This is a genomic window from Enterobacter sp. CRENT-193 (assembly GCF_002787395.1).
GTDB classification, from domain to species: Bacteria; Pseudomonadota; Gammaproteobacteria; order Enterobacterales; family Enterobacteriaceae; genus Enterobacter; species Enterobacter hormaechei_C.
The window spans coordinates 140117-158711 of record NZ_CP024813.1 but is presented as its reverse complement, the minus strand read 5'-3'; the positions used below and the strand labels follow the sequence as shown (position 1 = coordinate 158711).

15 protein-coding genes and 7 pseudogenes are annotated in these 18595 nt (G+C 52.1%); 11 read left to right on the top strand and 11 right to left on the bottom strand.

The window, feature by feature from the left end; genetic code table 11:
- Positions 1 to 8: 8 nt before the first annotated feature.
- Positions 9 to 410: pseudogene (locus tag CU081_RS24950) on the top strand (helix-turn-helix domain-containing protein); the annotation flags it as partial.
- A gap of 95 nt (positions 411 to 505) precedes the next feature.
- Entirely contained in the window at positions 506 to 1150 is a 645-nt protein-coding gene (locus CU081_RS24945; RefSeq protein ID WP_014386481.1) for a quinolone resistance pentapeptide repeat protein QnrB1, read from the top strand.
- Positions 1151 to 1241: 91 nt separating this feature from the next.
- Here the strand turns inward: CU081_RS24945 and CU081_RS24940 are convergent.
- The 3 genes and pseudogenes from CU081_RS24940 to intI1 form a co-directional block, all read right to left on the bottom strand.
- Positions 1242 to 1973: pseudogene (locus CU081_RS24940) on the bottom strand (SDR family oxidoreductase); the annotation flags it as partial.
- Positions 1974 to 2022: 49 nt separating this feature from the next.
- Positions 2023 to 2727 carry an IS6-like element IS26 family transposase gene (locus CU081_RS24935; RefSeq protein WP_001067855.1) on the bottom strand — a complete coding sequence of 235 codons (705 nt, stop codon included), beginning with the start codon at positions 2725 to 2727 and terminating at the stop codon, positions 2023 to 2025.
- 545 nt (positions 2728 to 3272) lie between these two features.
- Complete coding sequence (gene intI1 / locus CU081_RS24925) at positions 3273 to 4286, bottom strand: class 1 integron integrase IntI1 (RefSeq protein ID WP_000845048.1); 1014 nt, start codon at positions 4284 to 4286, stop codon at positions 3273 to 3275.
- A 155-nt stretch (positions 4287 to 4441) separates the two neighbouring features.
- Here intI1 and dfrA14 point away from each other — a divergent pair, with 155 nt between their 5' ends.
- The 4 genes and pseudogenes from dfrA14 to CU081_RS24905 all read left to right on the top strand — a co-directional run bounded on the left by dfrA14 (position 4442) and on the right by CU081_RS24905 (position 6309).
- Complete coding sequence (gene dfrA14, locus CU081_RS24920; protein ID WP_004201280.1) at positions 4442 to 4915, top strand: trimethoprim-resistant dihydrofolate reductase DfrA14; 474 nt, start codon at positions 4442 to 4444, stop codon at positions 4913 to 4915.
- Positions 4916 to 5135: 220 nt separating this feature from the next.
- A pseudogene (gene mobC, locus CU081_RS26685) lies at positions 5136 to 5249 on the top strand (plasmid mobilization relaxosome protein MobC); the annotation flags it as partial.
- A gap of 103 nt (positions 5250 to 5352) precedes the next feature.
- Positions 5353 to 5427, top strand: a pseudogene (locus tag CU081_RS26680) (EAL domain-containing protein); the annotation flags it as partial.
- A gap of 117 nt (positions 5428 to 5544) precedes the next feature.
- Positions 5545 to 6309, top strand: a complete 765-nt coding sequence (locus tag CU081_RS24905; RefSeq protein ID WP_001389365.1) for an IS6-like element IS6100 family transposase — start codon at positions 5545 to 5547, stop codon at positions 6307 to 6309.
- Between the two features lie 139 nt (positions 6310 to 6448).
- On the opposite strand, the pseudogene CU081_RS26360 reads toward CU081_RS24905, so the two are convergent.
- Positions 6449 to 6514: pseudogene (locus tag CU081_RS26360) on the bottom strand (EAL domain-containing protein); the annotation flags it as partial.
- 61 nt (positions 6515 to 6575) lie between these two features.
- Here CU081_RS26360 and CU081_RS24890 point away from each other — a divergent pair.
- Positions 6576 to 7784 carry a type II site-specific deoxyribonuclease gene (locus CU081_RS24890; RefSeq protein WP_001749969.1) on the top strand — a complete coding sequence of 403 codons (1209 nt, stop codon included), beginning with the start codon at positions 6576 to 6578 and terminating at the stop codon, positions 7782 to 7784.
- 33 nt (positions 7785 to 7817) lie between these two features.
- Here the strand turns inward: CU081_RS24890 and CU081_RS24885 are convergent, their stop codons facing one another.
- Positions 7818 to 9251 (bottom strand): DNA cytosine methyltransferase, encoded by a 1434-nt coding sequence (locus CU081_RS24885; RefSeq protein ID WP_001288432.1) that lies wholly within the window; start codon positions 9249 to 9251, stop codon positions 7818 to 7820.
- A gap of 98 nt (positions 9252 to 9349) precedes the next feature.
- On the opposite strand from CU081_RS24885, the pseudogene CU081_RS24880 reads away from it, so the two are divergent.
- A pseudogene (locus tag CU081_RS24880) lies at positions 9350 to 9622 on the top strand (IS1 family transposase); the annotation flags it as partial.
- Between the two features lie 10 nt (positions 9623 to 9632).
- On the opposite strand, the gene CU081_RS24875 reads toward CU081_RS24880, so the two are convergent.
- The 5 genes from CU081_RS24875 to tet(A) all read right to left on the bottom strand — a co-directional run bounded on the left by CU081_RS24875 (position 9633) and on the right by tet(A) (position 13328).
- The gene (locus tag CU081_RS24875; RefSeq protein WP_001749967.1) at positions 9633 to 9839 is read right to left on the bottom strand and encodes a hypothetical protein; all 207 of its coding nucleotides are present in this window, start codon (positions 9837 to 9839) and stop codon (positions 9633 to 9635) included.
- A 4-nt stretch (positions 9840 to 9843) separates the two neighbouring features.
- Positions 9844 to 10281, bottom strand: coding sequence for a restriction endonuclease (locus tag CU081_RS24870; RefSeq protein WP_020325134.1), 438 nt, complete (start codon positions 10279 to 10281; stop codon positions 9844 to 9846).
- An 88-nt stretch (positions 10282 to 10369) separates the two neighbouring features.
- On the bottom strand, positions 10370 to 11074 hold the full coding sequence (locus CU081_RS24865) for an IS6-like element IS26 family transposase (RefSeq protein WP_001067855.1): 705 nt from the start codon (positions 11072 to 11074) through the stop codon (positions 10370 to 10372).
- Between the two features lie 36 nt (positions 11075 to 11110).
- Positions 11111 to 11614: a shikimate dehydrogenase family protein gene (locus CU081_RS24860; RefSeq protein WP_013851371.1), complete on the bottom strand. Its 504-nt coding sequence runs from the start codon at positions 11612 to 11614 to the stop codon at positions 11111 to 11113.
- A gap of 514 nt (positions 11615 to 12128) precedes the next feature.
- Positions 12129 to 13328 (bottom strand): tetracycline efflux MFS transporter Tet(A), encoded by a 1200-nt coding sequence (gene tet(A), locus CU081_RS24855; RefSeq protein WP_031942321.1) that lies wholly within the window; start codon positions 13326 to 13328, stop codon positions 12129 to 12131.
- 127 nt (positions 13329 to 13455) lie between these two features.
- Between tet(A) and tetR the strand changes: the two genes are divergently transcribed.
- The gene (gene tetR / locus CU081_RS24850) at positions 13456 to 14097 is read left to right on the top strand and encodes a tetracycline resistance transcriptional repressor TetR (protein WP_013851373.1); all 642 of its coding nucleotides are present in this window, start codon (positions 13456 to 13458) and stop codon (positions 14095 to 14097) included.
- 363 nt (positions 14098 to 14460) lie between these two features.
- Here the strand turns inward: tetR and CU081_RS26945 are convergent, their stop codons facing one another.
- A complete protein-coding gene (locus CU081_RS26945; RefSeq protein WP_077257430.1) occupies positions 14461 to 14637 on the bottom strand; it encodes a DDE-type integrase/transposase/recombinase in 177 nt (58 codons plus the stop codon).
- Between the two features lie 281 nt (positions 14638 to 14918).
- Here CU081_RS26945 and CU081_RS24830 point away from each other — a divergent pair, with 281 nt between their 5' ends.
- Both CU081_RS24830 and CU081_RS24825 read left to right on the top strand, forming a co-directional pair.
- Positions 14919 to 15623, top strand: coding sequence for an IS6-like element IS26 family transposase (locus tag CU081_RS24830; protein ID WP_001067855.1), 705 nt, complete (start codon positions 14919 to 14921; stop codon positions 15621 to 15623).
- A 54-nt stretch (positions 15624 to 15677) separates the two neighbouring features.
- Positions 15678 to 18571: pseudogene (locus CU081_RS24825) on the top strand (Tn3 family transposase); the annotation flags it as partial.
- Positions 18572 to 18595 lie beyond the last annotated feature (24 nt).

Genomic DNA, 18595 nt, shown 5'->3' with positions numbered 1-18595 from the left:
TAGAACCCCATTTTGCCATTCAGATGTGCCGCGAGATCGGATTACCTCTGTTTCCGGGTTTTAGTGCCGAGGCCAGAGAAACTCTCCTCCACTACCGTTGGCCGGGCAATATTCGTGAACTGAAAAACGTCGTGGAGCGATCCGTTTACCGGCATGGAACCAGTGATTACCCGCTGGATGAGATAATCATTGACCCCTTCCGCCGCCACACTACTCAGCCGCAGGCGCCGGAAACTAAACCGATGTCTGTAGGGTTACCGCTGGATCTGCGTGAATTCCAGCAGCAGCAAGAGAAAGACTTTCTACAAACCAGCTTACAGCAGGCAAAATTTAACCAGAAAAAAGCCGCTGAATTACTGGGTCTGACTTACCATCAGCTTCGCGCTTTGCTGAAAAAACACCAGATTTAACGCACATTTGCAGATGTCATATTGGCGGATTTGACGCATAACCTCATCAGGGTTTACCATGACGCCATTACTGTATAAAAAAAACAGGTACAAATATGGCTCTGGCACTCGTTGGCGAAAAAATTGACAGAAACCGTTTCACCGGTGAGAAAATTGAAAATAGTACATTTTTTAACTGTGATTTTTCAGGTGCCGACCTGAGCGGCACTGAATTTATCGGCTGTCAGTTCTATGATCGTGAAAGCCAGAAAGGGTGCAATTTTAGTCGTGCGATGCTGAAAGATGCCATTTTTAAAAGCTGTGATTTATCCATGGCGGATTTTCGCAATTCCAGTGCGCTGGGCATTGAAATTCGCCACTGCCGCGCACAAGGCGCAGATTTCCGCGGCGCAAGCTTTATGAATATGATCACCACGCGCACCTGGTTTTGTAGCGCATATATCACGAATACCAATCTAAGCTACGCCAATTTTTCGAAAGTCGTGTTGGAAAAGTGTGAGCTGTGGGAAAACCGTTGGATAGGTGCCCAGGTACTGGGCGCGACGTTCAGTGGTTCAGATCTCTCCGGCGGCGAGTTTTCGACTTTCGACTGGCGAGCAGCAAACTTCACACATTGCGATCTGACCAATTCGGAGTTGGGTGACTTAGATATTCGGGGCGTTGATTTACAAGGCGTTAAGTTGGACAACTACCAGGCATCGTTGCTCATGGAGCGACTTGGCATCGCGGTGATTGGTTAGCATTCACGGAGCGGTAAGTACCGCTCCCGCCCTTATACAATAGTGTCCGCCCTTGCCTTAAAAGTCACTTTCGACGCACAGATCGTAAACGTTAGAGGGTTCCGGTCCCCCCATCAGAACACCAGACCTGACCAGACGTATAGCTGTTCTCCCGAGCGGCCAGGGTGACATAAAGCGGCGCGATTTCCACCGGTTGACCAGGGCGTCCCAGCGGCGCATTTGCCCCAAATTTCTCCACCTTTTCCTGCGGTTGACCACCACAGCACTGCAGTACAGTCCAGTATGGACCCGGCGCGACGGCATTGACACGGATCCCTTTCGGGGCCAGCTGTTTCGCCAGCGATTTAGTAAATGCCACGATAGCTGCTTTAGTCTGAGCATAATCAAGCAAGATTTCACTTGGCTCATAAGCCTGTACGGAGGAGGTATTAATTATCACGCTGTCTGGTGAAAGATGGGGTATGGCCGCTTTGGTGATCCAAAACATAGCGTAAACATTGGTTTTGAATGTTGCGTCGAAGTCTTCTGTGGTGAGTTCCTCAATTGACTCACAAAATTGCTGACGACCCGCATTATTGACGAGGATATCCAACCCTCCCAGTCCTTTTACCGCCTGTGTTACCAGATGACCGCAAAAAGCCTCATCACGGATATCTCCGGGGATGGCCAAAACATTTCTGCCTGCTTTTTTTATCAGATCGACCACTTCACGCGCATCGTCTTCTTCTTCAGGTAAATAGTTAATCGCAACATCAGCGCCTTCACGAGCATAGGCAATAGCAACAGCACGACCAATCCCTGAATCCCCACCGGTAATTAAGGCACTGTTGCAAAGTTAGCGATGAGGCAGCCTTTTGTCTTATTCAAAGGCCTTACATTTCAAAAACTCTGCTTACCAGGCGCATTTCGCCCAGGGGATCACCATAATAAAATGCTGAGGCCTGGCCTTTGCGTAGTGCACGCATCACCTCAATACCTTTGATGGTGGCGTAAGCCGTCTTCATGGATTTAAATCCCAGCGTGGCGCCGATTATCCGTTTCAGTTTGCCATGATCGCATTCAATCACGTTGTTCCGGTACTTAATCTGTCGGTGTTCAACGTCAGACGGGCACCGGCCTTCGCGTTTGAGCAGAGCAAGCGCGCGACCATAGGCGGGCGCTTTATCCGTGTTGATGAATCGCGGGATCTGCCACTTCTTCACGTTGTTGAGGATTTTACCCAGAAACCGGTATGCAGCTTTGCTGTTACGACGGGAGGAGAGATAAAAATCGACAGTGCGGCCCCGGCTGTCGACGGCCCGGTACAGATACGCCCAGCGGCCATTGACCTTCACGTAGGTTTCATCCATGTGCCACGGGCAAAGATCGGAAGGGTTACGCCAGTACCAGCGCAGCCGTTTTTCCATTTCAGGCGCATAACGCTGAACCCAGCGGTAAATCGTGGAGTGATCGACATTCACTCCGCGTTCAGCCAGCATCTCCTGCAGCTCACGGTAACTGATGCCGTATTTGCAGTACCAGCGTACGGCCCACAGAATGATGTCACGCTGAAAATGCCGGCCTTTGAATGGGTTCATGTGCAGCTCCATCAGCAAAAGGGGATGATAAGTTTATCACCACCGACTATTTGCAACAGTGCCGATTTGCTCACATCCAGCTTTTGTTAGTTCGTCAACCTGGTGCGCCACATCCTGAAGATGCGTAGATTTACGTGCATAGCCGATTTTCATTCTTTTCTCGCTAATTAGTTATGGGGTTATTGTTATGTTGATACAGTAACGAGTTTTGTTACATGAGGGGAGTCATTTTTCGGGAGAAGTCAGGACTTTTCAAGACTGTCACAAAAACCATCGTTTTTGATACATTAATTTAACCAATAGGTTGCAGATCAAATCGCCTGTAACAGCCTTTCTGGCTGTTTGTCGTTTTCAGAAGACGGCTGCACTGAACGTCAGAAGCCGACTGCACTATAGCAGCGGAGGGGTTGGATCCATCAGGCAACGACGGGCTGCTGCCGGCCATCAGCGGACGCAGGGAGGACTTTCCGCAACCGGCCGTTCGATGCGGCACCGATGGCCTTCGCGCAGGGGTAGTGAATCCGCCAGGATTGACTTGCGCTGCCCTACCTCTCACTAGTGAGGGGCGGCAGCGCATCAAGCGGTGAGCGCACTCCGGCACCGCCAACTTTCAGCACATGCGTGTAAATCATCGTCGTAGAGACGTCGGAATGGCCGAGCAGATCCTGCACGGTTCGAATGTCGTAACCGCTGCGGAGCAAGGCCGTCGCGAACGAGTGGCGGAGGGTGTGCGGTGTGGCGGGCTTCGTGATGCCTGCTTGTTCTACGGCACGTTTGAAGGCGCGCTGAAAGGTCTGGTCATACATGTGATGGCGACGCACGACACCGCTCCGTGGATCGGTCGAATGCGTGTGCTGCGCAAAAACCCAGAACCACGGCCAGGAATGCCCGGCGCGCGGATACTTCCGCTCAAGGGCGTCGGGAAGCGCAACGCCGCTGCGGCCCTCGGCCTGGTCCTTCAGCCACCATGCCCGTGCACGCGACAGCTGCTCGCGCAGGCTGGGTGCCAAGCTCTCGGGTAACATCAAGGCCCGATCCTTGGAGCCCTTGCCCTCCCGCACGATGATCGTGCCGTGATCGAAATCCAGATCCTTGACCCGCAGTTGCAAACCCTCACTGATCCGCATGCCCGTTCCATACAGAAGCTGGGCGAACAAACGATGCTCGCCTTCCAGAAAACCGAGGATGCGAACCACTTCATCCGGGGTCAGCACCACCGGCAAGCGCCGCGACGGCCGAGGTCTTCCGATCTCCTGAAGCCAGGGCAGATCCGTGCACAGCACCTTGCCGTAGAAGAACAGCAAGGCCGCCAATGCCTGACGATGCGTGGAGACCGAAACCTTGCGCTCGTTCGCCAGCCAGGACAGAAATGCCTCGACTTCGCTGCTGCCCAAGGTTGCCGGGTGACGCACACCGTGGAAACGGATGAAGGCACGAACCCAGTGGACATAAGCCTGTTCGGTTCGTAAACTGTAATGCAAGTAGCGTATGCGCTCACGCAACTGGTCCAGAACCTTGACCGAACGCAGCGGTGGTAACGGCGCAGTGGCGGTTTTCATGGCTTGTTATGACTGTTTTTTTGTACAGTCTATGCCTCGGGCATCCAAGCAGCAAGCGCGTTACGCCGTGGGTCGATGTTTGATGTTATGGAGCAGCAACGATGTTACGCAGCAGGGCAGTCGCCCTAAAACAAAGTTAACCCAGGATGAGAACCTTGAAAGTATCATTGATGGCTGCGAAAGCGAAAAACGGCGTGATTGGTTGCGGTCCAGACATACCCTGGTCCGCGAAAGGGGAGCAGCTACTTTTTAAAGCATTGACCTACAATCAGTGGCTTCTGGTGGGTCGCAAGACGTTTGAATCTATGGGCGCACTCCCCAATAGGAAATACGCGGTCGTTACCCGCTCAGGTTGGACATCAAATGATGACAATGTAGTTGTATTTCAGTCAATCGAAGAGGCCATGGACAGGCTAGCTGAATTCACCGGTCACGTTATAGTGTCTGGTGGCGGAGAAATTTACCGAGAAACATTACCCATGGCCTCTACGCTCCACTTATCGACGATCGACATCGAGCCAGAGGGGGATGTTTTCTTCCCGAGTATTCCAAATACCTTCGAAGTTGTTTTTGAGCAACACTTTACTTCAAACATTAACTATTGCTATCAAATTTGGAAAAAGGGTTAACAAAGCTATGCAATCGACGGCAAAAAGCTTCGTTCGCTTCGCGCACTACGCCTTTTCCGCGATTGATAGCGACGTTATGTGAATATTGAAATGAGCATTCCAAAGAAAGGAAGTAGAAAAATTATCGTGGGCGAAAATGAGTTTTTGTGGCTCATTAGGTCAAAACTCACATATTCGCAGGACTGTTTAGGTACAGAAATGACTGCGGTCGTTGAACCGGATGCCGGTCCTCACTGATGAAGAAGTGAACACCGTACGGGAATCGTGCCGGCAGCTTGGAGCTATCGGCCGGAACCTCAACCAGGTGGCCAGGGCCTTGAACATCGAGTTCAGGGAAAGTGACAAGCTCAAGCAAGAGGCCATCGAAAAACTGGCCGAACGGATCGACCAGCATTTGGACCATGTGTCTGAGCTGTTCGATAAGACCTGGAGCCGGTGGCACGATTGTCATTTTCAGAAGACGACTGCACCAGTTGATTGGGCGTAATGGCTGTTGTGCAGCCAGCTCCTGACAGTTCAATATCAGAAGTGATCTGCACCAATCTCGACTATGCTCAATACTCGTGTGGGCTCTGTTGCAAAAATCGTGAAGCTTGAGCATGCTTGGCGGAGATTGGACGGACGGAACGATGACGGATTTCAAGTGGCGCCATTTCCAGGGTGATGTGATCCTGTGGGCGGTGCGCTGGTATTGTCGCTATCCGATCAGCTATCGCGACCTTGAGGAAATGCTGGCGGAACGCGGCATTTCGGTCGACCATACGACGATCTATCGCTGGGTCCAGTGCTACGCCCCGGAGATGGAGAAGCGGCTGCGCTGGTTCTGGCGGCGTGGCTTTGATCCGAGCTGGCGCCTGGATGAAACCTACGTCAAGGTGCGGGGCAAGTGGACCTACCTGTACCGGGCAGTCGACAAGCGGGGCGACACGATCGATTTCTACCTGTCGCCGACCCGCAGCGCCAAGGCAGCGAAGCGGTTCCTGGGCAAGGCCCTGCGAGGCCTGAAGCACTGGGAAAAGCCTGCCACGCTCAATACCGACAAAGCGCCGAGCTATGGTGCAGCGATCACCGAATTGAAGCGCGAAGGAAAGCTGGACCGGGAGACGGCCCACCGGCAGGTGAAGTATCTCAATAACGTGATCGAGGCCGATCACGGAAAGCTCAAGATACTGATCAAGCCGGTGCGCGGTTTCAAATCGATCCCCACGGCCTATGCCACGATCAAGGGATTCGAAGTCATGCGAGCCCTGCGCAAAGGACAGGCTCGCCCCTGGTGCCTGCAGCCCGGCATCAGGGGCGAGGTGCGCCTTGTGGAGAGAGCTTTTGGCATTGGGCCCTCGGCGCTGACGGAGGCCATGGGCATGCTCAACCACCATTTCGCAGCAGCCGCCTGATCGGCGCAGAGCGACAGCCTACCTCTGACTGCCGCCAATCTTTGCAACAGAGCCTCCGTCGCCATGCTCACCTCGCTTTGGTGCACACGAGTATTGAGCATAGTCGAGATTGGTGCAGATCACTTCTGATATTGAACTGTCAGGAGCTGGCTGCACAACAGCCATTACGCCCAATCAACTGGTGCAGTCGTCTTCTGAAAATGACACTGTTTGTATATAATCATGAAAAAATGGTGAGTAGAGTTTCAGGGTAACAGGGGATGCTTATGTCGGTTTTCCACAACTGGCTACTTGAGATCGCATGTGAGAATTACTTCGTCTACATCAAACGCCTTTCCGCCAACGATACCGGCGCAACAGGTGGTCACCAGGTAGGGCTTTATATCCCTTCAGGTATCGTTGAAAAACTCTTTCCGTCTATCAACCATACCCGTGAACTGAACCCTTCGGTTTTTCTCACCGCACATGTGTCATCGCATGATTGCCCTGACAGCGAAGCCAGGGCAATTTATTATAACAGCCGTCATTTTGGTAAAACCCGGAATGAAAAAAGGATTACCCGCTGGGGTAGAGGCAGCCCACTTCAGGATCCTGAAAATACAGGGGCTCTGACGCTCCTGGCTTTCAAGCTTGATGAGCAAGGGGGGGACTGTAAGGAAGTAAATATTTGGGTATGCGCCAGCACTGATGAAGAGGACGTCATTGAGACCGCTATTGGTGAAGTTATACCCGGAGCGCTTATATCCGGCCCCGCAGGACAGATTCTAGGCGGACTATCTCTACAGCAAGCGCCAGTAAATCATAAATATATTCTACCTGAAGACTGGCACCTGCGCTTTCCGTCGGGAAGTGAAATTATTCAGTATGCAGCCAGCCATTATGTGAAAAATTCCCTTGATCCGGATGAGCAACTTCTTGACCGCCGGCGCGTGGAGTACGACATATTTCTATTGGTTGAGGAACTGCATGTTCTGGATATCATCCGGAAAGGATTTGGCTCTGTGGATGAATTTATTGCGCTGGCCAATTCTGTCAGCAATCGCCGTAAATCCAGAGCCGGGAAGTCGCTGGAACTGCACCTGGAGCATCTATTCATTGAGCACGGCCTGCGACACTTTGCGACGCAGGCCATCACAGAAGGTAATAAAAAACCCGATTTCCTTTTCCCTTCCGCAGGGGCTTACCACGATACTGAGTTTCCCGTAGAAAATCTGCGCATGCTGGCAGTCAAGACTACCTGTAAGGATCGCTGGCGTCAGATACTGAATGAGGCCGATAAAATTCATCAGGTGCATCTGTTTACACTCCAGGAGGGAGTTTCTCTGGCTCAATATCGGGAGATGCGGGAGTCGGGTGTCAGATTGGTCGTGCCATCATCTCTGCACAAAAAATACCCGGAGGCGGTGAGAGCTGAGCTAATGACGCTAGGTGCGTTTATTGCTGAGCTGACAGGGCTTTACGCAGATATTCCATAGATTATCTCCCGGCATAAATACCGGGAGGAGCGATCAGATTCGTTCAACCTTGCACGAATCGGCATTAACCGCTTTCAGGATATAAGGTTCAAGCAGTTTGGCTACGGCTTCAAACACGGGCACCACTACGGAGTTACCGAACTGCCTGTACGACTGAGTGTCTGACACAGGAATGCGAAAAGGCCTGCCATCTACTTTTTCAAAACCCATAAGGCGCGCGCACTCTCGCGGAGTCAGCCTGCGGGGCCGATGCGCCTGATTTTCTTCGTTCGCGAAGTCTGTTTCACCTGTGGCCATATCCCAGCCACGGTCTATCAGAATTTCAGACCCGTCTTTGTGATAGCGAGCAGAAAGCGTACGGGCAATGCTTTCTTTATTTTCAGGATTAACGAGGCCAAAACCGAATCCGTTACCCTTAGCTGCGTGCTTTTTGGCGTAGTTATAGAGATACTCCCAGAGTTTCGGCGTCAGTATATATTTGCTGTCAACCACGGGTTCCAGCAGTTCGCCAAATGACGGACGCTGTTCCGGATAAAAACGACTAATATCGCGCAGGGTAAAGCCCTGGTGAATGTTCAGATCACGGCGGAAACCGACCAAAACGATACGTTCTCGGTGCTGAGGTAAAAAGTGCTTTCCGTCGATAACTTTAGGATCGTTTTTGCCCATCTCAGCTGCATCCGCAACTTCATAGCCCAGTTCGTCGAGGGTATCCATGATGACTTTAAAGGTTTTACCCTTGTCATGGCTCTTCAGGTTTTTAACGTTTTCAAGAACAAAGATGGCAGGTTTTTTTGCGCGGATAATACGCGCCACATCGAAGAAAAGCGTTCCCTGAGCCTCACATTCGAAACCATGCGCGCGCCCGAGCGAGTTTTTCTTGCTTACGCCCGCAAGGCTAAACGGTTGACAGGGGAAACCTGCTAGAAGTACATCATGATCCGGCACATGCTCATTAATGTAAGCATAGGCATCGTTTTCAGGTACTTCAGGTTTATCACTGAGCGTGACTTCACGAATATCGAGATTGAAAGTGTGTTCCTGAGCATCGTTAAACCAGTTAGCTTTATATGTGCGCACAGCCTCTTTATTCCATTCACTGGTAAAAACGCACTGGCCACCGATGGTTTCGAAGCCCTTCCGTATACCTCCAATCCCAGCAAACAGGTCAATAAACCGGAAGGCATAGTCAGGGTGATGTGCAGGCGCTTCCGGAAGCATTTTTCGTAGAAGTTCCTCTTCGGCTAACGTCAGCGTCTTAGGTGAGCACTTACCATTAATCCAGCGATTAAGAGTCTCGCGACTCCACTCATTTTTACCAACTTTTCTAAGCAGTTCAGCCACGTACTTCTGGTCATAGATTTCCAGCACCTGCCCGAGCAGCTTTTTATCATTTTCCTGTCGCAGTTGTTCTTCCGCTTCTGCTTTCTCAAGCAGATCCTGCGCCAGTAATTCAAATTCAGACATATTGCCTCCATTGGGTCTTATGGGTGAAACTGTATCACTCATTTGACCCAGATTGAATGTTTTTATCTGGATATTTAAACAGGTTTATTGTTAGGTAACGCACGTTGGCCACGCTGGAGCGTCTTCTGGGCCTGCTGTCGGCCTTTGAGGTCGTGGTATGGATGACGGATGGCTGGCCGCTGTATGAACCCCGCCTGAAGGGAAAGCTGCACGTTATCAGCAAGCGTTACACTCAGCGCATTGAGCGACATAACCTGAATCTGAGACAACATCTGGCAAGGCTGGGACGGAAGTCACTGTCGTTCTCAAAATCGGTGGAGCTGCATGACAAGGTCATCGGGCATTATCTGAACATAAAACACTATCAGTAAGTTGGAGTCATTACCGGTTCTCTTTGTCTTTTAGTGATTCTATAAACCTCATTACGTCTGAATATAAAAATCTATTATTTGATTTATGTGGCTCATGAGGTTGTGGGATGGTCTTGTTTTTGAATGTGCCAGTTTTCTTAATGGCAAAGATTAACTCACCTTCTGTTATTCCTAACATTTCAGCAAATGTTTTTGCTTCTATAGTTACTGACTTCATTTAATTAACTCTCATGGTATCGATTTTCTTTACCGGCATCTTTAACAATGGTGCTCGTTTCTAGTGTTGCTGCGGTACGCTTCATCATCGTCTGCGGGGCGGTTGCGATAGTGAAGGAGCTGCCGGGCGTGAGCAAATCTATCAGGCGCTGGCCGCTGATAATCTCCATCCGTTCACTGGCAATACTGACAGATTTTGAACCTGCGCCGGTTTTCCCGGTATGGCAAAACAGACCGCGACAGTTATGACGTTTAAGCAACTTCTCGAACTCCTGTACGTGCTGTAAAGCAATATGGCCGCGATAGCGTTTAGCCTGAATAAGATAGCGATATTTTCCTATTATTACCTGGCCGTCAATGCCTCCATCGCCGGTATAGCGTTTGTTTCTGATGGTTCTGAAGCCATGCGCTTCAAATCCTTCCAGCAACAGTTCTTCAAACACAAAAGGATCAATTTTCCTCAGGTAGTTAATTTTTTGGGCACTGTTGCAAAGTTAGCGATGAGGCAGCCTTTTGTCTTATTCAAAGGCCTTACATTTCAAAAACTCTGCTTACCAGGCGCATTTCGCCCAGGGGATCACCATAATAAAATGCTGAGGCCTGGCCTTTGCGTAGTGCACGCATCACCTCAATACCTTTGATGGTGGCGTAAGCCGTCTTCATGGATTTAAATCCCAGCGTGGCGCCGATTATCCGTTTCAGTTTGCCATGATCGCATTCAATCACGTTGTTCCGGTACTTAATCTGTCGGTGTTCAACGTCAGACGGGCACCGGCCTTCGCGTTTGAGCAGAGCAAGCGCGCGACCATAGGCGGGCGCTTTATCCGTGTTGATGAATCGCGGGATCTGCCACTTCTTCACGTTGTTGAGGATTTTACCCAGAAACCGGTATGCAGCTTTGCTGTTACGACGGGAGGATAGATAAAAATCGACAGTGCGGCCCCGGCTGTCGACGGCCCGGTACAGATACGCCCAGCGGCCATTGACCTTCACGTAGGTTTCATCCATGTGCCACGGGCAAAGATCGGAAGGGTTACGCCAGTACCAGCGCAGCCGTTTTTCCATTTCAGGCGCATAACGCTGAACCCAGCGGTAAATCGTGGAGTGATCGACATTCACTCCGCGTTCAGCCAGCATCTCCTGCAGCTCACGGTAACTGATGCCGTATTTGCAGTACCAGCGTACGGCCCACAGAATGATGTCACGCTGAAAATGCCGGCCTTTGAATGGGTTCATGTACAGCTCCATCAGCAAAAGGGGATGATAAGTTTATCACCACCGACTATTTGCAACAGTGCCAATTAATTCTCCAACCTGTTTGGCGGCCATAGCATAAGCAATAGCTGAGCCAGCACCGCCTGTTCCAGCTAGATAGACTCTTTTACCTGTCACATCGAAGCCTCTTTTCAAAAGGCTCGATACGAAACCTTCACCATCGAGCATATCCCCATGTAGTTGGCCCTGAGCATTCCTCCTGATGACGTTGCATCCTCCGATTGCCATAGCAGATTCACTGGCTGAATCAATTAATGAAAGCGCATGTTGTTTGTGAGGCATCGTTATAATGGCACCACGAAAATTCTGAATACATTTCAGACCATTGACAGCGGTTTGCAGACCTACAGAGTTTATATGGAGAGGGACCATCAAAGTGTCGGGGATTTGTTTTTCAAGGATGGCGGCATTTATCATGAGTGGAGCGCTGACCTGAGCGATCGGGTCACCTATGATCGACAACAGTTGCAATTTACCACTAACAATACTGAGTTCATTCATCACTGATACCCGTATGTAAAATAAATTAACCAGACTATTTTACATAGGATTACATGAAAGACTGGTTTAATGGCAAGTAGAAATGCTGTATCAGCCACCTCAACAGGGGAAGACACATCTACATACAGTGATTGAAGGTTACGCCTTCAAATGCTCATATGTCAATAACGTAATTAGAGAATTTGTAGAAACCTACATGTCAGGCTTATTGCGAGATATAATAGATTTAAATTGTACTTTTAATACCTGATACAACGATAAATCTCCAAAATTTGGTGTAAATAATTATCTCATCTGTATTTTTTAGTGGAACATTCGTATTGTCCTGTCCCCCGTTGACTACACATTCTGAAGTGAGGGATGTCTGTTCTTAGAACGAAGCGGACAAGATGGCTGGGTTAGAGGTCCGCTGTGAGCGAAAAGCAGTCCTAATATTGCTGTACTTGTTGTGATTGAAAGACGGGTAGCCGGAAGTCGCCTTGACCCGCATGGCATAGGCCTATCGTTCCCACGATCAGCGATCGGCTCGTTGCCCTACGCCGCTCCAAAACCCGCGACGCAGCGCCGGCAGGCAGAGCAAGTAGAGGGCGGCACCTGCAATCCATGCCCACCCGTTCCACGTTGTTATAGAGGCCGCATAGATCGCCGTGAAGAGGAGGGGCCCGACGATCGAGGTCAGGCTGGTGAGCGCCGCAAGAGATCCTTGAAGCTGCCCCTGACGTTCCTCATCTACCTGCCTGGACAACACTGCTTGCAGCGCCGGCATTCCGATGCCACCCGAAGCAAGCAGGACCATAATCGGGAACGCCATCCATCCCCTTGTCGCCAAGGCAAGCAGGATGTAGCCTGCGCCGTCGGCAATCATTCCGAGCATGAGTGCCCGCCTTTCGCCGAGCCTGGTGGTTACAGGGCCGGTGATCATTGCCTGGGCGAGTGAATGTAGAATACCAAATGCGGCAAGCGAAATGCCGATCAAGCTCGTGTCCCAATGAAAGCGATCCTCGCCGAAGATGACCCAAAGCGTGGCCGGCGCCTGTCCGACGAGTTGCATGATGAAGAAGACAGCCATCAGGGCGGCGATGACGGTCATGCCCCGGACCCACCGGAACGAAGCGAGCGGGTTGAGAGCCTCCCGGCGTAATGGTCGACGTTCGCCTTTGTGCGACTCCGGCAAAAGGAAAATGCCCATCAGGAAATTGAGGCCATTCAAGGCTGCTGCGGCGAAGAACGGAGCATGGGGGGAGAAACTGCTCATCAGCCCACCGAGCACAGGTCCCGCGACCATCCCGAACCCGAAACAGGCGCTCATGAAGCCGAAGTACCGCGCGCGCTCATCCCCATCTGTGATATCGGCAATATAGGCGCCGGCTACCGCACCAGTCGCCCCGGTGATGCCGGCCACGATGCGCCCGATATAGAGAACCCAAAGGAAAGGCGCCGTCGCCATGATGGCGTAGTCGATAGCGGCGCCGGACAGCGAGACGAGCAAGACCGGCCGCCGGCCGAAACGATCCGATAGCGCACCCAGCACAGGCGCGCAGGCAAATTGCATCAACGCATACAGCGCCAGCAAAATGCCATAGTGGGCGGTGACGTCGTTCGAGTGAACCAGATCTCGCAGGAGGCCCGGCAGCACCGGCATAATCAGGCCGATGCCGACAGCGTCGAGCGCGACAGTGCACAGTATTACGATCAGGGGTCTGTTGGGTTTCACGTCTGGCCTCCGGACCAGCCTCCGCTGGCCTCCGGACCAGCCTCCGCTGGTCCGATAGAACTCACGGATCCTTTATCACTGATAAGTTGGTGGACATATTATGTTTATCAGTGATAAAGTGTCAAGCATGATAAAGTTGCAGCCTAATACAGTTATCCGTGTCGCCCTGGACCTGTTGAATGAGGTCGGCGTAGAGGCTCTGACGACACGCAAACTGGCTAAACGGTTGGGGGTTCAGCAGCCGGCGTTATACTGGCACTTCAGGAACAAACGGGCGCTGCTCGACGCACTGGCCGAAGCCATGCTGGCGGAGAATCATACGCATTCGGTGCCGAGAGTCGACGACGACTGGCGCTCATTTCTGATCGGGAATGCCCGCAGCTTCAGGCAGGCGCTGCTCGCTTATCGCGATGGCGCGCGTATCCATGCTGGCACGAGACCGGGCGCACCGCAGATGGAAGTGGTCGACGCGCAGCTTCGCTTCCTCTGCGAGGCGGGTTTTTCGGCTTGGGACGCCGTCAATGCGCTGATGACAATCAGCTACTTCACTGTTGGGGCCGTGCTTGAGGAGCAGGCCGGCGACAGCGATGCCGGTGAGCGCGGCGGCACCATTGAACAGGCTCCGTTGTTGCGGGCCGTGATAGACACCTTCGACGAAGCCGGTCCGGACGCAGTGTTCGAGCTGGGGCTCGCGGTGATTGTCGATGGATTGGCGAAAAGGAGGCTCGTTGCGAGGAACATTCAAGGGCCGAGAAAGGGTGACGATTGATCAGGACCGCTGTCGGAGCGCAACCCGCTCACTACAGCAGAGCCATATAGACAACATCCCCTCCCCCTTTCCACCGCCTCGTGCGCCTGGCGGGCAAGAGCCAGGGCGGCCGTCTTCACATTCTGCCCTGCGCAGATAAGATAGATTTAGCGTGGACTCAAGGCTCTCGCGAATGGCTCGCGTTGGAGGCTTTCATTGATACTTGTGGGGCACCGCAGGGAAATACCGGCTATGTCGTGCTGCGCATCGCAGCCTGCGCCCTTGACTTGTCTCGCCTCTCGGGACTCACCCCTTGATACTGAACAATATCGCCAGCAGCTTCAGTCCTGTCCCGATAACCACCCCGTGGTATCCACTCCGATTTCAGACTGCGGAACAGTCATTCTGCAAAGCATTATCCCAGCAGTTCCCGCTGCGGCTCATGCTGAGCATCATTCCATATTGAGCGGCCAGAATCCGGTACGGCAGGCTGCAATATTGGGTTCCCTGGTCCGAATGGAAAATTATACCTCCCGGGCAACCTCGGCCCTGCCAAGCCATTGCCAGCGCTTGTTTTTGCAAGCAGGCTGTTTGCTTCTGACGAGAACGCCCAGACCACTAATTTATCTGTATATATTCAAGTTTCATCTTGTTTCCCCATGTAAGTATCCCTGCAAAACGAACCATTCACTTTTAGAGATCCTCCGACATACTAATTATGTCCTCTGAGGAGATCTCCATGCGTAAAGTCCGATTCACCGAGCTGCAGACATTCGGCCGGCACTGTTGCAAATAGTCGGTGGTGATAAACTTATCATCCCCTTTTGCTGATGGAGCTGCACATGAACCCATTCAAAGGCCGGCATTTTCAGCGTGACATCATTCTGTGGGCCGTACGCTGGTACTGCAAATACGGCATCAGTTACCGTGAGCTGCAGGAGATGCTGGCTGAACGCGGAGTGAATGTCGATCACTCCACGATTTACCGCTGGGTTCAGCGTTATGCGCCTGAAATGGAAAAACGGCTGCGCTGGTACTGGCGTAACCCTTCCGATCTTTGCCCGTGGCACATGGATGAAACCTACGTGAAGGTCAATGGCCGCTGGGCGTATCTGTACCGGGCCGTCGACAGCCGGGGCCGCACTGTCGATTTTTATCTCTCCTCCCGTCGTAACAGCAAAGCTGCATACCGGTTTCTGGGTAAAATCCTCAACAACGTGAAGAAGTGGCAGATCCCGCGATTCATCAACACGGATAAAGCGCCCGCCTATGGTCGCGCGCTTGCTCTGCTCAAACGCGAAGGCCGGTGCCCGTCTGACGTTGAACACCGACAGATTAAGTACCGGAACAACGTGATTGAATGCGATCATGGCAAACTGAAACGGATAATCGGCGCCACGCTGGGATTTAAATCCATGAAGACGGCTTACGCCACCATCAAAGGTATTGAGGTGATGCGTGCACTACGCAAAGGCCAGGCCTCAGCATTTTATTATGGTGATCCCCTGGGCGAAATGCGCCTGGTAAGCAGAGTTTTTGAAATGTAAGGCCTTTGAATAAGACAAAAGGCTGCCTCATCGCTAACTTTGCAACAGTGCCCTTTCATCAACCTGCGTAGGGGCAGGCATAACCGGTTGGGAATTGCCCTTCAACTCACAACTGCCCGCTTTCTGGGAACCTTCTTGTCCGATCTCATGCAAATACCGCCCGGTGTCCAGTTTTATGTCGCAAGGCAACTTAACATCCGCTATCCAGAGATCATTTCCCGCTATGCTCAAAGGGAAAACACACGTTGGGAGCACCACGGGCTTATCAGGCAGCACTATAGCTATCATGATTTCGGTGATTTCCCGTGGTCGTTCAGACTGAAGCGATTGCTGTATACCCGTGCATGGCTCAGTAATGAACGCCCCGGACTGATGTTCGATTTTGCCACCGCGTGGTTGCTTCAAAATAAAGTGTTGTTGCCAGCCGCATCCACCCTGACGAGAGTCATTGGTGAAATCCGTGAGCGTGCGACCCGCCGCTTGTGGCGAAAATTGGCCGCGCTGCCAAACCGTTGGCAGACCGCACAACTGGCTGGGTTACTTGAAATCCCCGAAGGACAGCGACTCTCAGTGATGGAGCACCTAAAAAGAGGCCCTGTCACTATCAGCGGCCCCGCGTTCACTGAAGCACTTGAACGTTACACTCGCCTGCGCAGCCTGGAGTTTTCCTGTCTGAATTTCACTGGGCTGCCCGCCATACAGCTCCGCAATCTGGCACGCTATGCCGGAATGGCATCGGTGAAATATATCAGCAGAATGCCAGAAGAACGGCGGCTGGCGATCCTTACCGCATTCGTGAAAGCGCAAGAAATCTCGGCGCTGGACGAGGCCGTTGACGTGCTGGATATGCTGATCCTCAATATTACCCGGGAGGCGAAGAAAACCGGGCAGAAAAAGCGACTTAGGACGCTCAAGGATCTTGACCGCGCGGCGTTGCTGCTGGCGCGGGCATGCGCACTTTTACTTGATGAAGATACCGCCGATGATTTGCTGCGAAAGACCATATTCAGCAGTGTGTCTGTCGCCAGACTGGCAGAGTCCGTGGAAAAAGTGAATGAACTGGCCCGCCCCCAGGATACAAACTTTCAGGATGAAATGGTGGAGCAATACGGACGGGTAAGGCGTTTTTTGCCCGCACTACTGCGCGATCTGCACTTCCGTGCGGCCCCAGACGGTGAACATACCTTGGCTGCCATCCATTACCTGGCAGAGCTAAACGGCTCGAAAAAACGGATCCTGGACGATGCACCTGAACATATCATTTCAGGCCCTTGGAAACGCCTGGTGTACGATGCTGACGGTCGGATACAGCGAGCAGGTTACTCGTTGTGTCTGCTGGAGCGACTTCAGGATGCGCTACGCCGTCGTGACATCTGGTTGGAAAACAGCGATCGTTGGGGTGATCCGCGCCAAAAACTTCTTCAGGGGGAGGAATGGCAGGCGCAGCGGGTTCCAGTCTGCCGGGCATTGGGTCACCCCACTAATGGCAGTAAAGCATCGGAGCAATTGGCCGCTCAGTTAGATGAAACCTGGAAAACGGTGGCATCACGTTTTGATCGCAATACCGCCGTGGACATCTGCAATGAAGGTAAACATCCTTCGCTGACCATCAGCAGCCTGGATAAATTGGATGAACCACCGGCGCTGATACAACTGAGCAGCCGAGTCAGACAATTGCTTCCACCCGTTGACCTGACAGAACTGTTGCTCGAGATTGACGCCAGAACTGGCTTCACCCGTGAATTCAGCCATGTCAGCGAGTCAGGTGCCCGTGCGCAGGATCTGCATATAAGCCTGTGTGCGGTGATGCTGGCTGAGGCCTGCAATATCGGACATGAGCCGCTGATCAAGCACAATATCCCTGCACTGACTCGCCATCGTCTGAGCTGGGTGAAACAGAACTACATCCGAGCAGAAACGCTGGTTAGCGCCAATGCGCGGCTGGTTGATTTTCAGTCCTCGTTAGCGTTGGCAGGATACTGGGGGGCGGGGAGGTAGCCTCCGCTGATGGTATGCGTTTTGTCACGCCAGTGAAAACGGTGAATTCTGGCCCCAACAGAAAATACTTTGGTTCAGGGCGCGGCATCACCTGGTACAACTTTGTCTCTGACCAATATTCGGGTTTTCATGGCATAGTGATTCCTGGAACACTGCGGGATTCCATCTTTGTGCTGGAAGGGCTACTTGAGCAACAAACGGGACTAAACCCGGTTGAAATCATGACGGACACAGCAGGTACCAGTGACATTATCTTTGGCCTGTTCTGGCTACTGGGATACCAATTTTCACCTCGTCTGGCGGATGCGGGTGAGGCTGTGTTCTGGCGGGCCGACAAAGCAGCGAATTACGGGGCGTTGGACAAACTGGCGCGGGGTTGTGTTGACCTTTCTAAAATCGAAAGCCACTGGGATGAGATGATGCGGGTTGCCGGTTCGCTGAAGCTGGGCACTATTCATGCGTCAGAACTCATTCGATCGCTATTGAGAAGTACCCGACCGTCAGGGCTTGCTCAGGCAATAATGGAGGTCGGAAGAGTTAACAAGACACTGTATCTTCTCAACTATATTGATGATGAGGACTATCGTCGCCGGATCCTAACACAGTTGAACCGGGGTGAAGGCCGCCATGCCGTTGCAAGAGCCATCTGCTACGGTCAGCGTGGCGAGATCAGAAAACGTTACCGCGAGGGGCAGGAAGATCAGTTGGGTGCGCTGGGTCTGGTGACAAACGCAGTGGTGCTGTGGAATACGCTTTATATGCAGGAAGCCTTGTCGCACCTGCGCAGCATCGGGGAAGGGCCAGAGGATGAACATATCGCGCGGCTTTCGCCTCTGATGCACGGTCATATCAACATGCTGGGACATTATACGTTCACACTACCGGAGGATATTATGAAGGGGGAATTGAGGCCGTTAAATCTCAATTTAAACAATGAATTATCTCCTTAGCGTGGTTTTTTACATCATTGGCCC

Bases quoted from the DNA above. Each gene is read 5' to 3' on its own strand.
- CU081_RS24945 (WP_014386481.1), top strand. From the start codon at position 506: ATGGCTCTGGCACTCGTTGGCGAAAAAATTGACAGAAACCGTTTCACC.
- CU081_RS24935 (WP_001067855.1), bottom strand. From the start codon at position 2,727: ATGAACCCATTCAAAGGCCGGCATTTTCAGCGTGACATCATTCTGTGG.
- intI1 (WP_000845048.1), bottom strand. From the start codon at position 4,286: ATGAAAACCGCCACTGCGCCGTTACCACCGCTGCGTTCGGTCAAGGTT.
- CU081_RS24905 (WP_001389365.1), top strand. From the start codon at position 5,545: ATGACGGATTTCAAGTGGCGCCATTTCCAGGGTGATGTGATCCTGTGG.
- CU081_RS24890 (WP_001749969.1), top strand. From the start codon at position 6,576: ATGTCGGTTTTCCACAACTGGCTACTTGAGATCGCATGTGAGAATTAC.
- CU081_RS24885 (WP_001288432.1), bottom strand. From the start codon at position 9,251: ATGTCTGAATTTGAATTACTGGCGCAGGATCTGCTTGAGAAAGCAGAA.
- CU081_RS24875 (WP_001749967.1), bottom strand. From the start codon at position 9,839: ATGAAGTCAGTAACTATAGAAGCAAAAACATTTGCTGAAATGTTAGGA.
- CU081_RS24865 (WP_001067855.1), bottom strand. From the start codon at position 11,074: ATGAACCCATTCAAAGGCCGGCATTTTCAGCGTGACATCATTCTGTGG.
- CU081_RS24860 (WP_013851371.1), bottom strand. From the start codon at position 11,614: ATGAATGAACTCAGTATTGTTAGTGGTAAATTGCAACTGTTGTCGATC.
- tetR (WP_013851373.1), top strand. From the start codon at position 13,456: ATGATAAAGTTGCAGCCTAATACAGTTATCCGTGTCGCCCTGGACCTG.
- CU081_RS26945 (WP_077257430.1), bottom strand. From the start codon at position 14,637: ATGGCTTGGCAGGGCCGAGGTTGCCCGGGAGGTATAATTTTCCATTCG.
- CU081_RS24830 (WP_001067855.1), top strand. From the start codon at position 14,919: ATGAACCCATTCAAAGGCCGGCATTTTCAGCGTGACATCATTCTGTGG.